The organism is Streptomyces flaveus (genome assembly GCF_014647675.1).
GTDB lineage: Bacteria > Actinomycetota > Actinomycetes > Streptomycetales > Streptomycetaceae > Streptomyces > Streptomyces flaveus.
Genome location: NZ_BMPQ01000048.1, coordinates 37,047 through 50,930, shown reverse-complemented (window position 1 = coordinate 50,930; position 13,884 = coordinate 37,047). Strand labels below are relative to the sequence as shown.

The window sequence follows — 13,884 nt, the reverse complement described above, 5'->3', positions numbered from 1 at the left end:
CGGGCCTGCGTGATCGGCAGCCCGGAGTCGTACGACTCGAAGGCGGCGAGCCGGTCATGACGGGCCTCGACGGCGTCGGCGATCCGGTACAGGACACCCGCGCGCGCCCGGTTGGACAGCCCGGCCCACTCCGGGAACGCGACCCGGGCAGCCGATACCGCCCGGTCCACGTCGGCCACGGAACCACGCGCGGCCTGTGCGTAGGCCGTGTTGGAGACCGGGTCGGCGACATCGAAGGTGCGACCGTCCGCGGCGTCGACGAGGGCACCGCCGATCCAGTGCCGGATCACGGTGGGAAGGTGCTCAGGGGTGGTGCTCACTGCGCGGCTCCGATCTGCTGGGTGAGGTCTCCGCCCTCGCGGAGCAGCGCGCGGATCTTCGACAGGCCCGCGTCGGTGGGAGAGGTGAGCGGCGGGCGGACATGGGGCGACGCGATACGTCCCTGCTGGTGCAGCACCCACTTCACCGGCGCCGGGTTCGTCTCGACGAACAAGAGGTCGACGAGCGGGTGCAGGCGGTAGTGGAGATCGCGGGCACCGTCGAAATCGCCCGCCTCCCACAGCTCGTACATCCGAGCCACCGCGCCGGGCGCGAGATTGGCGACGGCTGAGACGAACCCCGCACCGCCGAGCGCGAGCAGCGGAAGACAGAGCAGCTCGATACCGGACCACACCAGCAGTGAGCGCCCGCAGGCGTGCAGCACGCGCGAGAAGTGCTCGAAGTCCTTGGTGGTCTCCTTGACGCCCACGAAGTTCTCGAAGTCGGTGAACAGCCGCTTCACCGTCTCGGGCGCGATGTCGACGGCCGTGCGCGAGGGCACGTTGTAGGCGACGATCGGCAGGTCCGGGAACTCCCGTGCCACCGTCGCGTACCACTGATACAGCGCCTCCTGCGTGGGCCGCGCGTAGTACGGCGTGATCACGAGCGCGGCGTCGGCGCCCAACTCCGCCGCGGCGGCGGTGAGTTCGAGGGTCTCGTCGAGCTTGTGGGATCCGGTCCCGGGCAGGAACGGGACGCGGTCGCCGATCTCCTCGACCGCCGTCCGCATCCCCGCGATCCGCTCGCTGACGCTCTGCGCGCTGGGCTCGCCGGTGGAGCCGCCCAGCGAGATGCCGTGCGAACCGGACTCCAGCTGGAAGCGGATCAGCGCGCGCAGGCTGTCGTGGTCGACGGCTCCGTCCGCGGTGAAGGGGGTGATGGCGGGAGCGATGGATCCGCGGATGGCGGACGGGTCGCTGCGGAATTTCATGTGTGCTCTCCTTGCGTGCTGTGCTGCTTGCGCCATCGCTCGTACGTCTCGTGCCAGTCGGGACCGAGGGGATACAGGCCGTCGATGTCGTGTCCGGCGCGCACCTGCTCGGTGATGAAGTGCTCCCGCTGTTCCTGCTCCCGGCAGTCGGTGATCAGGTCCTCGGCCAACTCGGGCGGCACGACGACCACGCCGTCCGCGTCTCCCACCAGCAGGTCGCCGGGCTGCACGAGGGCTCCGCCGCAGGCGATCGGCACTCCCGTGTCCCACGGCACATGGCGGCGGCCGAGGACGGAGGGGTGGGCTCCGCCGTGGTAGACGGGCAGCCCCAGTTCGGTGACGGCGACGCTGTCGCGCAGCCCCCCGTCGGTGACCACCCCGGCCGCGCCGCGCTGTTGGGCACGCAGGGCGAGGATGTCGCCGAGCGTGCCGGCGGATGTGTCCCTGCGGGCGTCCATGACCAGCACATGACCGGGGCGCAGCTGCTCGATGGCCCGCTTCTGGGCGTTCATGCCGTTGCCGTACCGCTTGAACAGGTCCTCGCGCAGCGGCAGATAGCGCAGCGTGTGGGCGACGCCGACCATCTTCACGTCCGGTTGTGTGGGACGTACTCCGTCGATGGACATGTGCGGCAGCCCGCGCCCCCGCAACTGTGCGCTGAGCGTGGCGACCGCGACCGAACGCAGTCCTTGCTCGATGTGTTTGTCGAGCAGTGGCTCGGGGGTGAACGCGGCTCCGTGGGCGGCCTCGCGTTCGGCCGCGTCCGTCCTCGGCATCGCTCCGTACGTCTCCAGGGCGGGCCCGGAGGCGATGGGGTTGCGCAGCCGCCCGGTGGACTGTCCGCTGCCGGTGACCTCGACCTCCACCGTGTCGCCGGGGGAGACGACGGACGCGCCGGCCGGAGTGCCCGTAAGGATCACGTCCCCGGGCTCCAGGGTGACCAGTCTCGACAGATCGGCGACGAGCTGTCCGAAGGGGAAGAGGAGCGTGTCGGTGGTGTCGTCCTGCACGAGTTCGCCGTTGACCCAGGTACGCAACTGGAGTGCGGCCGGGTCGAGTTGGCGGGCATCGAGCAGTCGCGGCCCGAGCGGGGTGAAGCCGTCCGCGCCCTTGGAGCGGAGGTTGGAGCCGCGGTCGGCGTACCGCAGGTCGTAGACCCCGGCGTCGTTCGCGGCGGTCACCCACCGCACGTGGGACCAGCCGTCCTCCGGCCGCACCCGCTGGGCCCGGCTGCCGACGACCAGGGCGATCTCGCCTTCGAAGCCGAGAAGTTCACACCCCTCAGGGCGGACGATGGCCTCCTTGGTGCCTGCCAGCGACGAGGGGGGCTTGAGGAAGTAGGAGGGCTGGGCGGGGATCCGGCCGCGCTCCTTGGCCCGGCTGGGGTAGTTGAGATGGACAGCGATGATCTTCGACGGGGGGTTGCCCAGGGGGTGCGTCATCAGGAGCGCTCCAGGCTGTGCTGATCCAGGCTGTGCTGGTTCAGGAAGGCCTGGACCTTCGCCTTGTACGGCTCGCGGTCGTACGACTTCACGTACGCGCCGGCCATGCGGACGGGGTCGCCGAAGAAGTAGTACTCGTACAGGGCCTGGCGGCTGGAGAAGGCGGAGATGCAGGTGTCCCAGACGAGACGGAAAAGCTTCACGCGCTCGGCGCCGGACAGGGTGGCCGACTGGAGGTAGGCCTCGATGTCGGCGGCCGCCGGGCCGGTGATGTCGAGTTCGGTCGGGGTGGCCATCAGGCCGGAGGCGCCGAGCTTGCGCAGGATCTGCGGGAAGCGCTGGTAGAGCTTGGGGTAGAGGTTGCGGGCGGCGTTGAGGGGGGCCCAGGCCGGGGTCAGCACCCCGTACTCGTTGACCTCGGCGTCGGCTTCCGCCGCGCGCAGGAAGGCGCGCAGCGTCTCCAGGGTGGTGATGATCTCGGCGACGTCCTCCTGGACGTGCTGGAACTGCTCGATGCCGATGGCCTCGGTGAGCAGCGACACCAGCCCGAGGATGTACTCGGTCTTGGCGGTGGTGCGGGTGACGACCTGGTGGGTCATGTGCACCACGGAGGCCGTCTGGGAGTAGAAGCCGTTGCACAGCTCGGCGTCACCGAGCGCGAAGCAGCGCTCGAAGGGCACGTGCACGTCGTCGAAGACGACCACACAGTCCGACTCCTCGAAGCGGGAGGCGAGGGGGTGGTCGTGGCGCGGGCGATCGTAGTCGAGGGGCTCGCGGGCGATGTAGCGCAGGCCGGGGGCGTCGTTGGGGATGGCGAAGGCGTACGAGTACGGCTTGTCCTCGGGCGTGCCGCGGAGCACGGTCGAGGGGAAGACGAGCATCTCGTCGGCGAAGGGGGCGATGGTGGCGAGCATGCGGGCGCCCCGGATCACGACCCCGTTGTCGTCCTCCTTGACGATTCGCGCCGCCAGTTTGCCGCCGGCCTGCTGGGTGCCCGCCACCGCCCGGTTGACCTGCGGCGGGATCAGCGTGTGCGTGCACAGCAGATCTTCTTCGCGGGCCTTCTCGTAGTAGCGGCGGATGTTCTCGCCGAAGGCGGGGTTGGCCTGGGCGAACCAGTCGGCGGCCGAGGCGAGGGCCATCAGGGAGCTGTTCATGTAGTCGCCGGTGCGGCCCAGCATGCCGTTGCTGTGGTCGGCCCACACCTTGAACGCCTTACGGCGCTTGACGAGATCGTCGGGTGTGCGCGGAGTGAGGAAGGACGTGCCGACCGGCTCACCGGAGGTGGGGGAGGCGTACGTGAGGACGTCCTTGTGTTCGTCGCTGTGCTGGAGGTCGTACAGCTCGGCGTAGGTCCGCACCACGTTGCGGAAAGCGGGGTGCTCCTGGATTCCTCCGGTGAGCGTCTCGCCCTGGATGTTCACGGTGGGGCGGGACTGGGAGAGGCGCTCGAGGAATTCCTTGCCGGTGCGTGCGGCCATGGTGGTTCTCCTGAGGAGTGCGGTGGGGCTCGAGAGGGCGGTGGGCCGGGCGGAAAGGCTTCAGAAAAGGTGCTCGATGCCGTCGGTCGACTCGGTCGTGGACGCGAAACGGCTCCAGGCGTAGGTCAGGGCGTCGCCGTCGCGGTGACCGAGGTCGGTGACGCGGCCGAGGACCAGGGTGTGGTCGCCGCCGTCGTACGCGCGCCAGGGCTCGCACTCCACCCAGGCGAGCGGGTCGGCCAGCCGGGGGACGCGCGCGCCCTCTGCCCAGCGGGGCTCCGCGGTGCTCGGGGCCCCGGCGAACAGCCGGGCCAACTGCTCCTGTTCGGCACCGAGGATGTTCACGCAGAAGGGCCCGTCGGCCAGCTGGTCGTGGCAGCGGGCCCGGCGGGCGACGCTGACCAGGACCAGCGGCGGTTCAGCGGACACGGACGTGAAGGAGTTCATGGTGGCGCCCCGCGGACCGCCGTCGGTCGCGTACGACACCACCGTGACTCCGGTGGCGAAACGGGACATGCAGGCACGCAGCGCGCCGGGACTGGGGGGAGCGAGTGCTTCGGGCATACGAGGTTCCTTCGGATCGATCGCCCGCCACACCGTCCCCGTCGACGGAGGAGGAACGGCCGGGGCTACCCGGCCGCGCATCGGGACGCACGGCCGGGAGGAGACCTGTCCCCTGACAGGCCCAGGGGACAAAACAGAACAACTATTGCTCAACTACTGCTCAGCGCATGTAATCAATGCTTTGATTAATTGGGGACCGTACCCCCGCCGGCATCTCTGGGGAAGCCCTCGGGCGAAGGTTTTTCACGGTCCGGAAACCTGGACGGGGTGCCGACGCGTGCCCGTTTCCCGAGTGCGGTCCGTGATGCCGCCCGACCTGGCCGACCTAGACTCCGACTGTGCCCCAGGAACCGGAACCGCTGGATGCCGACCACCTGCACTTCTGGTCGTTCATCGACCACGCCGTCGACCGGGTCTCGCGGGAACTCCCCGGCATCGACCCGCTCGCCATGCGGCTGGTGCTCACCTTCCACCGCGCGGCCAACATGCTCGTCTACGACCTCGAATCCGCCGTACACCGGCCTCGCGGCTGGTCATGGCCCGGCTTCCGAGTGCTGTTCGCCATCTGGCTGTCGGGCCCGGTCGAGGCGAAGAAGGTCGCGGAGCTGTCCGGCATGAGCCGAGCCGCCGTGTCGGCACTGGTGAACACGCTGGAACGGGACGGCCTGGTGAGCAAGGAGCGCGCCTCCTACGACGGGCGCGCGGTCCAGCTCGGCCTCACCGAGGCCGGCCTGCATGCGATCACCACTGCCTTCCAGGCACACAACGCACGTGAACAGGAGTGGGCGGGCGCCCTCAGTGAGGACGAGCAGCGGACCCTCATCGAGTTGCTCGGCAAGCTGACCGCGCACTCCGCGCACTTCGACGTACGGCATCGGACCTGAGGGGTTCTTCCAGGGCAACGAGCCGATGGCGGGCGTCCTGCCTGGCGGACGGCGACTGCTTCGCCGCCCAAGCCGCCTACTCGAGCCGACCGCACGTGCGGCACGGGGTCGACGGCCGTGGGTGTGAGTGCGCGGCGGCCAGGGGCGTACACGACTGACGCAGGTGCGGGGATGTCGGCGATCGCGATCCAGGGTTGTGCCGAGCGGACCTCCATGCAATTATGATCGTAATATAAAAACTTCGGGAGGCAGTCATGGCATCAAATCGGCCGGTAGCACTCGTGACGGGCGCGTCCTCGGGGCTCGGCAAGGCGACAGCGCACGCACTCGTCGAAGCGGGATTCGACGTGGTCGGGACGAGCCGGAAGACGTCGGGGAGCACCTCCAGCGGCGGTGTGACGTTCCTCGCCCTCGACGTGACCAGCGACGACTCGGTGAGCAGCGTCGTCCAGCAGGTGATCGAGCGGTTCGGGCGGATCGACGTCCTGGTCAACAACGCCGGGCTCGGCATCGACGGCGCCGCCGAGGAAATCTCCGTCGCCCAGGCACAGCGCGTGTTCGACGTGAACGTCTTCGGCCTCATGCGCATGACCAAGGCCGTCCTGCCGCACATGCGCGGCCGGGGCCGGGGCCGCATCATCAACATCTCCTCCTTGGGCGGGTTCGTCGGCAACCCCTTCATGTCCGTCTACATCGCGACCAAGCATGCGGTCGAGGGCTACACCGAGTCCCTGGACCACGAGATCCGCGAGCATGGCGTTCGGGTCCTGCGCGTCCAGCCCGGCCCCTTCAACACCCCGTTCGACGCGAATTCGGTGCAGGCCGACACCCCTGTGCCGGTATACGCCCGCCAACGGGCCATCTATGACGAGGTGACACAGGAGCAGCTGAGGGGCGGCGACGATCCCGCCGTCATCGCCAAGGTGGTCGTCGCGGCAGCGACCGACCGGAAGCCGAAACTGAGCTATCCCGCAGGCTCGCTCGCCCCACGCCTCAAAGTGCTGCGCCGCATCCTCCCCGCCCGGACCTTCGACAAGTCCGTGCGCAAATTCAACCGGATGACCGCCTGACAGCCACGGGCCGGGGATCAGCGTGTGACTCGCTCGGCTCGCGCCTGAGAACGATCTCGCGCCTGAGAACGATCACGATGCACGTTGGCCGGCGAGCAACTGCGCGACGGCATCCGTCGCACCGGCTTGATGACCGTCCCCACTCTCGAGGCCGACCACCGGCCGGGCGATTCCGTACACCCTCCATGAGGGGAAGAAACGAGGACCCGATGAGTACCTTCCACCCCGATCTCGCACGAGGTCGCTTCATCCCCAATGTGTCCGTCGGACGCCTGTCGTCGCGCATCGTGCGGAGCCGGAAGATACGCCCGACCGATCCAGGAACGGGCGTCACGGTTCAGGAGCTGGTCGTGCCCGGGCCGAAGGATGCACCGTCCGTCTCGCTTCGCGTCTTCCAGCCGACCGGCCTGAAGGCAGCGGCTCCGGCGCTGCTCTGGATACACGGAGGCGGGACGATCATGGGCGCACCCGAGCTGGACGACCGTACGAACATCGCCTTCGCCCGCGAGCTCGGCATCACCGTCGCCGCGGTCCGTTATCGACTGGCGCCGGACCATCCCGCACCCGCCGCGGTCGAGGACGCCTACGCCGCGCTGCGTGGACTGGCCGAGCGCGCGGGCGACCTGCACATCGACATCGATCGCATCGCGATCGGCGGTGCCAGCGCAGGCGGCGGAATCGCCGCCGCCCTCGCACTGCTCGCCCATGACCGGGCCGAGATCCGGCCGGTGTTCCAACTGCTGCTCTATCCCATGCTGGACGACCGCACGACGACGAGAACCGACCTGGACACCCTCAAGGTGCGCCTCTGGACGCCCAAGAGCAACCGGTACGCCTGGTCGTCCTACCTCGGCGACGCCGTCGCGGGCCCGGAGGTCTCCCCGTACGCGGCCGCAGCCCGCCGCGAGGATCTCACCGGTCTTCCTCCGGCCTGGATCGGCGTCGGCACCCTCGATCTCTTCCACGACGAAGACGTCGAGTATGCGCGTCGGCTGAGTGACAGCGGCGTCCCCTGCGACCTCGACGTCGTCCCCGGCGCTTTCCACGCCTTCGACCTGGTGTTTCCCAAGGCCGAGGTCTCGCGGGAATTCTGGCGCCGACAGGCACGGGCGCTGGAGGGCGCACTGTGGGCCGACCGAAAGTAAAGGCAGACCGAGTCCACACGTTGGGCGTTGGGGTCGAGTCAGTCAGACTCCACGGGGACCTCGACGCAGACAGCTCGACCGCATTGGCAGCTCCATGACGGATACGGTGACGGATCCGCTTCCATCCCTTCATCCATAACGTCGGGGATGTAGGCAATGACAGTGCCCGCCAGGGCGTGACGCCCTGCCGTCCATGAGCCTCCGTCGGACATGACGGTCCGTCGGATTTCTCCGGGAGGCGGTTTCGGCTCCTGCGACTACTTGTGGGAAGGCCGAACCCACGAAAACGTCCCCCCCCACACACCAAAGATGGAGATACGGCATGACCGCAGTGGCCGACGGGCTGGATTTCCCGACCAGCCTGGCCTTCGACGACGACCACGGAGTCTATGTGGCCGAGTCAGGGCTGCCTTTCGGCGGTGCCGCACCGGGCGGCCGGATCTGGCGTCTCGGCAAAGACGGCGCCGACCGCCGGCTCATCGCCGACCAGTTGGCCCCTCCGGTGACTGGACTTCTGTGGCACCAGGGCTACCTGTACGTGTCCGAGGGCGGTGCCGGCCAGATCACCCGGATCGGTCCCGACGGGCAGCGCACCGTCATCGTCGACGGCCTGCCCGGCCCCGGCAACTACCACGTCGACATGGCGGTGACGGGCCCCGACGACAAGCTGTACTTCGCTCAGGGAGCGATGTCCAACCTGGGGATCATCGGCCTGGACGCCTACGAACTCGGCTGGCTGGGCCGGCTCCCGCATTCGTACGATCTTCCCGGTCTCGACATAGAGCTGACCGGCGTCAACGTCACCACCCGCGACCCGCTGACCAGCACACCCGGCGCGCAGGCCGTCACCGGCGCGTTCGTCCCCTTCGGCACCGCCACCCGTCCCGGTCAGCAGATCGCCGCCGCACTGCCCTGCTCCGCGGCCGTCATGCGCTGCGACCTCGACGGCGGCAACCTGGAACTGGTGGCCTGGGGACTGCGCAATGCCTTCGGACTCGGGTTCCTGCCGGACGGCCGGCTCCTCGCGGTGGATCAGGGAGCGGACGACCGGGGCAGCCGTCCCATCGGAGACGCGCCCGACCTGCTGTTCGAAGTGCGCGAGGGCGCATGGTACGGCTGGCCGGACTTCATCGGCGGGACCCCGGTGACCGACCCCAGGTTCAAGCCCCAGCGCGGCCCCCAGCCCACGTTCCTGCTCGCCAACCACGACCGGCTTCCGCCCCCGGAGCAAGCCGTGCTGGACTTCGAGGCACACGTCGCGGCGACCAAGTTCGCCGTCGCCCCGCCGAGTTCCCCGCTCGCCGGACAGCTGGTGATCACGCTGTTCGGGGACGAGGCCCCGATGACGCTCCCACCGGGCGGACCGAAACTCGGCCGACACCTGCTGATGGTCGACCCGGACGGCTGGTCCACCCGTGGCCTGCCGTCCGAGCCCGACCTGCACCGGCCCATCGATGTCGGCTTCGCGCCCGGTGATCCGGCCCTGTACGTCCTGGACTTCGGCGAATTCGAGATGACCGACCACGGTGTCGAGGCCAAGGCCGGGACCGGCCGCCTCCTGCGCTGGGAAGGCTGGGACCGGCCCACCGCCACCGACTGAGAGGCGGTCCGCGAGAGCAGTGATGGTCTTCCGGGTGATCGTCAGGTGTTCGTCATCGCCGACGCGGCGCGCTCGCTGCCGCACACACTGCGCCCCGTTCTCCGCCGTGACGTTCACGGCTGACGGCGTGCCCCGGTGCTCGACCGGTAGGCCGCCACACGACCCCACTCGCCTCGGAACTCGCTTGCGGCCTCTCGGTCACCCCGATAACATTACGATCGTAAGTTAATGAGTGGCCGCCCTCCCGGTGGTGACGCTCGTGACCGGCGCGTCCCGGGCCCGGAAGGGGTGGTCGCGCTCACGCAGGCCGGAAACGTGCCAGACCCTGCTCGTCCAACCCGCCTGTTCGACCCGATTCCGCTGTCCATCACCGGGGCGGAGCCGCTCCGTCCATCCACATTGGAGAAGCACATGTCTTCCTCGAACGTCGAAACCCGAACGTCCACCGCCGACTTGCACCAGTTTGCCGATGAGTTGATCAGGCAACTCAACCTGCGGGACACCGACGGCGCGTTCGCCCTGTTCGCGCCGGACGCTCGCCTGTACGCCGCCGACGGCACCACCACCGGCGTCGAGGAGAACCGCGCGGTGGTGGCGTCGGTCTTCGACGCGTTCCCCGACATCACCTTCACGCCGGTCCGTGTCGTCGCCGAGGACGATTGGCTCGCGATCGGCTTCATCTGGGCCGGCACGAGCACCCGGCCGTTCAACGGCACTCCCGCCACCGGCCGACCCATCAAAGTGCTGGAGTTCCGTATGTTCAGGGTGGTCGACGGGAAGATCACCGAGGCCTGGGGCCTCATCGACCTGGCGACACTCTTCGCTCAGTTGCAGTCCTGAGAGGGTTACGTGAGTTGATGACTGTTTCACCCTTTCGGGAGGGGCAGGCGGGCCGGCCGCGGCGTCGCCGGGCGGCTACGGCCGCGGCTGGGTGAACAAGCCCTGCTCGGCCTCGACCAGGATTCCGTGCTCGGTCAGCCGCTTGAGCTTCAGGCGGGTGTTGTTGATGTTGCTGGGCACGATCTCCAGGTCCATCGCCTCGTACACCTGCCGCGCCCGCAGCGGCGCGTCGGCCGCGGCGAACACCGTCATGATCTGCCGGTAGGCCGGATGGTCCGGCAGTTTCGGGGCCGGCGCCACGACCGCCGACTGCTCGAACACGGGCTTCGTGCGCGAGTCGGGGCCGACACGGTGATCGACTACCGCGCCCAGAACTTCGAGCATCACCTGGATGTCTACGACCTGGTGCCGGACAGCCTCGGGGGAGAGAAACTGGAGAAGCGCCTATGGGTGCTCAAGCCCGGCGGTAAAGCCATCGGGATCGCCGGTCCCCCAACCCCGCGTTCGCCCGCGAGGCCGGCCTGAACCCGCTGATGCCCTTGGCCGTCGCAGGCCTCAGCAACAAGATCCGCAAGCAGGCGAAGAAGCGCGGCGAGATGTACGGGTTCCTGTTCGTACACGCCAGCGGCGATCAGCTTCGCCAGATCACCGCCCTCGTCGACCAAGGCGTGGTGCGCCCGGTCGCGGGAAAAATGTCCGGTTTCGGCCAGGCCCCGCAGGCGATGCAGTCCCTGCCCCATGGTGACGCCCGCGGCAAAGCAAGTCATCACCGGCGACTACTGATCCCGCCGCGACCGCGACGGGCGGCCCGAACCGCACCGGCACAGAACAAGCAAGGAGAAGCCACCATGAGCACCAACGCCACCCCGAACGAACCCGTCATCACCTCCTACGCGAATGCCCCGGCCCGCACCATCACCGCCGGCGGTGTCACCTACGCCTACCGCGAGCTGGGGCCCAAGGGCGGCATCCCCGTCGTCTTCTTCGTCCACCTGGCCGCGACCCTGGACAACTGGGACCCGCGCATCATCGACCCCATCGCCAAGGGTCGTCACGTCATCGCCTTCGACAACCGCGGTGTCGGAGCCTCCACCGGCCAGGTGCCGGACAGCGTCGAGGCCATGGCCGACGATGCCTACGCCTTCATCTCGGCGCTCGGCTTCGACAAGATCGACATCTTCTCCTTCTCCCTCGGCGGCTTCGTCGCCCAGGCCCTGGTGGTGAAGCACCCCGAGCTCGTCCGCAAACTCGTCCTCACCGGCACCGGGCCCAAGGGCGGCAAGGACATCGACAAGGTCGTCGCCACCACGTACTGGGACACGCTGCGCGCCACCTTGACCCGGTCGGACCCCAAGGAGTTCCTGTTCTTCAACCGCGACCCCGTCGGCAAGGCCGCCGCGCGCGCGTTCGTCAACCGGCTCAAGGAACGCACCGTCGACCGCGACGCGAAGATCAAGGTCAAGGCGTTCCAGACGCAGCTGAGGGCGATCACGAAGTGGGGGCGCTCCACCCCCGACGACCTGTCGAAGCTCACCCATCCCACGCTGATCGCCAACGGCGACAACGACCGCATGGTCCCCTCGAACCTCTCCGAGGACCTGCACCGGCGCATCAAGGACAGCGAACTGATCATCTACCCCGGCTCCGGCCACGGCGGCATCTTCCAGTACTACGAGGAGTTCGCCCCGGTCGCGGTCGAGTTCCTCGCCCGTTGACCACCGCCTGACCAGGAAGAGAAAGGCAACACCATGAGCATGCCACCGGCCGCCGCGCAACTGGACGTGAAGAAGCACTTCACCTCCTCGATCCTGTTGTGGGTGCGCACCGACCAGCCCCGTCAGACCGGCATGGACTACTGGAAGGGCCCGCACTCAGGGATCATCTCCGCCACCCCGGGCCTGGAGGAGTACCGCCAGATCCACCTCGCCGAGCACAACCCGGGCCGGTGGCCGGCGACCGACGGAGTGGAGACCTCGATCCCCGTCGACCGGAAGATCGACGGCGTCGCGGAAGTCACCTTCCGATCGGCGCTTGCGCCCGCGCAGGGGCGCAAGCAGACGAATCTGGCCTACCAGGACGAGATCAACGTGTTCCGCCGCACCCTGCTCTACGCCGGCCCGCCGAACTCATCCCGCTGGTACGACGTCGCAGGCCCGGGAGAGAAGGTCGGTGCCCGCGCCCTGGTCTACCTGCGCCGCAGAGACGGGGCCGGTGCGGGTGAGTTCCGGAAGCTCGTCAAGAAGCAGCTCGTCCCCGCACTCGCCGGCACCGGAGTGCTGAAGGAGCTGCGCACCCAGACGTTCCTGCCCTGGATCGAAAAGCTCTGGGACACCCCGAACGTCGCCCACGACAACCCCCACGACCAGCACTTCCACGCCTCCCTCATGCTCGGGTTCACCGACACCGCGGCACGGGACGCCTTCTTCACCGCCGACGTGATCCAGGACCTGTCCGACCAGCTGGCACCGCTGGTCTCCGCGATCCACGCCTACGACGTCACCGCCGCCCTCACCTACGTCAAGAACGGCGACATCCTCCCGCACTACCAGGAGTGAGCGGCAACGGCCGGGAGCAGGACCGCCGGACCTGCTCGGCAACCCATCCGCCTCAGGCGTCCCCGTCCCACTGACGCCCCGTCGCCATCCGATATCCCTCACACATCTGGAACCAGACCATGAGCGAGCAAAGCACCATCCACTACGAGCGCACCTCACCCCAGGTCGCGAAGATCACCTTCGCCAACCCGCCCGTCAACCTCATCGCCGGCGAGACCGTCCTGCGCCTCATCCAGATCGTCGAGGAACTGGCCACCGACCCGGACATCCAGGTCGTGGTGTTCGACAGCGCCACCCCCGACTTCTTCTACAACCACTTCGACCTGGCCGCCGCCGCCGACTTCCCCGCCCCCGAGGACGAGAAGGCAGTGCCGGCGTGGACGGATCTGGTCCTGAAGCTTTCCAAGGCGCCCTACATCACCATCGCGGCCATCCGCGGACGCACCCGCGGCGGCGGGAACGAACTCGCCCTCGCCCTCGATCTGCGGTACGCCAGCCGGGAGAAAGCGATCTTCGGGCAGCCGGAGGTCGGCAGCGGACTGCTCCCCGGCGGTGGCGGCAGCGAACGCCTCCCGCGCGCCATCGGACGCGACCGCGCCCTGGAAGCCATCCTCACCAGCGACGACTACGACGCCGACACCGCCGAACGCTGGGGCTGGACCACCCGTGCCCTCCCCGACAGCGAACTCGACGCCTTCGTCGACACGATCGTCGCCCGGCTCGCCTCCTTCGACCGCACCTCACTCGCCTCGGCCAAAGCCCAGATCAACCGGGCATCCCTGCCCCCGGACGCGGATCTGGTCGCCGCCTACCGCGAGTTCGCCCACTCCCTTACCCTCCCCGGGTTCCTCGCTCGCGCCGCCGAAACGCAGGCCGTCGTCGAGCAGGCCGGCATCGACTTCGAGTACCGCCTCGGGCATTACATCGGCACCGCCAACCAGCAACGCTGACACCTCGCGTTTCCCGGGTCTTTCTCGGATCGCCGGACGTGACCACTTGCCATCGGTCGACGACCGCCATATGGTCGTACGAACGTAAGGCGTACGAACGTAAT

15 protein-coding genes are annotated in these 13,884 nt (G+C 68.6%); 9 read left to right on the top strand and 6 right to left on the bottom strand.

The annotated features are described in order from the left end of the window. The 5 genes from IEZ21_RS43965 to IEZ21_RS43945 all read right to left on the bottom strand — a co-directional run. A partial coding sequence (locus tag IEZ21_RS43965) for an aldehyde dehydrogenase family protein (protein WP_189327408.1) occupies positions 1 to 320 on the bottom strand: 320 nt, incomplete at its 3' end. Continuing rightward, the gene (dapA, locus tag IEZ21_RS43960; RefSeq protein WP_189327407.1) at positions 317 to 1,249 is read right to left on the bottom strand and encodes a 4-hydroxy-tetrahydrodipicolinate synthase; all 933 of its coding nucleotides are present in this window, start codon (positions 1,247 to 1,249) and stop codon (positions 317 to 319) included. The genes dapA and IEZ21_RS43965, both read right to left, overlap by 4 nt. After that, positions 1,246 to 2,691, bottom strand: coding sequence for a fumarylacetoacetate hydrolase family protein (locus IEZ21_RS43955; protein WP_189327406.1), 1,446 nt, complete (start codon positions 2,689 to 2,691; stop codon positions 1,246 to 1,248). The genes dapA and IEZ21_RS43955 overlap by 4 nt, the downstream gene beginning before the upstream one ends. Next, positions 2,691 to 4,172 carry a 4-hydroxyphenylacetate 3-monooxygenase, oxygenase component gene (hpaB, locus tag IEZ21_RS43950; protein WP_189327405.1) on the bottom strand — a complete coding sequence of 494 codons (1,482 nt, stop codon included), beginning with the start codon at positions 4,170 to 4,172 and terminating at the stop codon, positions 2,691 to 2,693. The genes IEZ21_RS43955 and hpaB overlap by 1 nt, the downstream gene beginning before the upstream one ends. A gap of 60 nt (positions 4,173 to 4,232) precedes the next feature. After that, positions 4,233 to 4,736 carry a flavin reductase family protein gene (locus IEZ21_RS43945; protein WP_189327404.1) on the bottom strand — a complete coding sequence of 168 codons (504 nt, stop codon included), beginning with the start codon at positions 4,734 to 4,736 and terminating at the stop codon, positions 4,233 to 4,235. A gap of 338 nt (positions 4,737 to 5,074) precedes the next feature. Here IEZ21_RS43945 and IEZ21_RS43940 point away from each other — a divergent pair, with 338 nt between their 5' ends. The 5 genes from IEZ21_RS43940 (at position 5,075) to IEZ21_RS43920 (ending at position 10,275) form a co-directional block, all read left to right on the top strand. Then, the gene (locus IEZ21_RS43940; RefSeq protein WP_246568840.1) at positions 5,075 to 5,620 is read left to right on the top strand and encodes a MarR family winged helix-turn-helix transcriptional regulator; all 546 of its coding nucleotides are present in this window, start codon (positions 5,075 to 5,077) and stop codon (positions 5,618 to 5,620) included. Positions 5,621 to 5,874: 254 nt separating this feature from the next. Further along, positions 5,875 to 6,690, top strand: coding sequence for an oxidoreductase (locus IEZ21_RS43935; RefSeq protein ID WP_189327403.1), 816 nt, complete (start codon positions 5,875 to 5,877; stop codon positions 6,688 to 6,690). Between the two features lie 209 nt (positions 6,691 to 6,899). Beyond that, positions 6,900 to 7,835, top strand: a complete 936-nt coding sequence (locus IEZ21_RS43930; protein ID WP_189327402.1) for an alpha/beta hydrolase — start codon at positions 6,900 to 6,902, stop codon at positions 7,833 to 7,835. A 322-nt stretch (positions 7,836 to 8,157) separates the two neighbouring features. Next, entirely contained in the window at positions 8,158 to 9,435 is a 1,278-nt protein-coding gene (locus IEZ21_RS43925) for a PQQ-dependent sugar dehydrogenase (RefSeq protein ID WP_213089427.1), read from the top strand. A 288-nt stretch (positions 9,436 to 9,723) separates the two neighbouring features. Then, positions 9,724 to 10,275, top strand: coding sequence for an ester cyclase (locus tag IEZ21_RS43920; RefSeq protein WP_189327401.1), 552 nt, complete (start codon positions 9,724 to 9,726; stop codon positions 10,273 to 10,275). A gap of 75 nt (positions 10,276 to 10,350) precedes the next feature. Here IEZ21_RS43920 and IEZ21_RS48220 read toward each other — a convergent pair whose 3' ends face one another. After that, on the bottom strand, positions 10,351 to 10,659 hold the full coding sequence (locus tag IEZ21_RS48220) for a hypothetical protein (protein WP_246568838.1): 309 nt from the start codon (positions 10,657 to 10,659) through the stop codon (positions 10,351 to 10,353). On the opposite strand from IEZ21_RS48220, the gene IEZ21_RS48215 reads away from it, so the two are divergent. The 4 genes from IEZ21_RS48215 (at position 10,546) to IEZ21_RS43900 (ending at position 13,780) form a co-directional block, all read left to right on the top strand. Then, positions 10,546 to 10,800: a zinc-binding dehydrogenase gene (locus IEZ21_RS48215; protein WP_246568836.1), complete on the top strand. Its 255-nt coding sequence runs from the start codon at positions 10,546 to 10,548 to the stop codon at positions 10,798 to 10,800. The genes IEZ21_RS48220 and IEZ21_RS48215 overlap by 114 nt on opposite strands. A 14-nt stretch (positions 10,801 to 10,814) precedes the next feature. Beyond that, positions 10,815 to 11,990: an alpha/beta fold hydrolase gene (locus IEZ21_RS43910; RefSeq protein WP_246568834.1), complete on the top strand. Its 1,176-nt coding sequence runs from the start codon at positions 10,815 to 10,817 to the stop codon at positions 11,988 to 11,990. A 33-nt stretch (positions 11,991 to 12,023) separates the two neighbouring features. Continuing rightward, the gene (locus tag IEZ21_RS43905; protein ID WP_246568832.1) at positions 12,024 to 12,830 is read left to right on the top strand and encodes a strictosidine synthase; all 807 of its coding nucleotides are present in this window, start codon (positions 12,024 to 12,026) and stop codon (positions 12,828 to 12,830) included. Between the two features lie 119 nt (positions 12,831 to 12,949). Next, entirely contained in the window at positions 12,950 to 13,780 is an 831-nt protein-coding gene (locus IEZ21_RS43900) for an enoyl-CoA hydratase/isomerase family protein (protein WP_189327400.1), read from the top strand. The last annotated feature ends 104 nt before the right edge of the window (positions 13,781 to 13,884 follow it).

Coding starts and splice junctions, on each gene's coding strand:
- IEZ21_RS43945 (WP_189327404.1), bottom strand. CDS start 4,736: ATGCCCGAAGCACTCGCTCCCCCCAGTCCCGGCGCGCTGCGTGCCTGC.
- hpaB (WP_189327405.1), bottom strand. CDS start 4,172: ATGGCCGCACGCACCGGCAAGGAATTCCTCGAGCGCCTCTCCCAGTCC.
- IEZ21_RS43905 (WP_246568832.1), top strand. CDS start 12,024: ATGAGCATGCCACCGGCCGCCGCGCAACTGGACGTGAAGAAGCACTTC.
- IEZ21_RS48215 (WP_246568836.1), top strand. CDS start 10,546: ATGGTCCGGCAGTTTCGGGGCCGGCGCCACGACCGCCGACTGCTCGAA.
- dapA (WP_189327407.1), bottom strand. CDS start 1,249: ATGAAATTCCGCAGCGACCCGTCCGCCATCCGCGGATCCATCGCTCCC.
- IEZ21_RS43935 (WP_189327403.1), top strand. CDS start 5,875: ATGGCATCAAATCGGCCGGTAGCACTCGTGACGGGCGCGTCCTCGGGG.
- IEZ21_RS43900 (WP_189327400.1), top strand. CDS start 12,950: ATGAGCGAGCAAAGCACCATCCACTACGAGCGCACCTCACCCCAGGTC.
- IEZ21_RS43955 (WP_189327406.1), bottom strand. CDS start 2,691: ATGACGCACCCCCTGGGCAACCCCCCGTCGAAGATCATCGCTGTCCAT.
- IEZ21_RS43930 (WP_189327402.1), top strand. CDS start 6,900: ATGAGTACCTTCCACCCCGATCTCGCACGAGGTCGCTTCATCCCCAAT.
- IEZ21_RS43925 (WP_213089427.1), top strand. CDS start 8,158: ATGACCGCAGTGGCCGACGGGCTGGATTTCCCGACCAGCCTGGCCTTC.
- IEZ21_RS48220 (WP_246568838.1), bottom strand. CDS start 10,659: ATGCTCGAAGTTCTGGGCGCGGTAGTCGATCACCGTGTCGGCCCCGAC.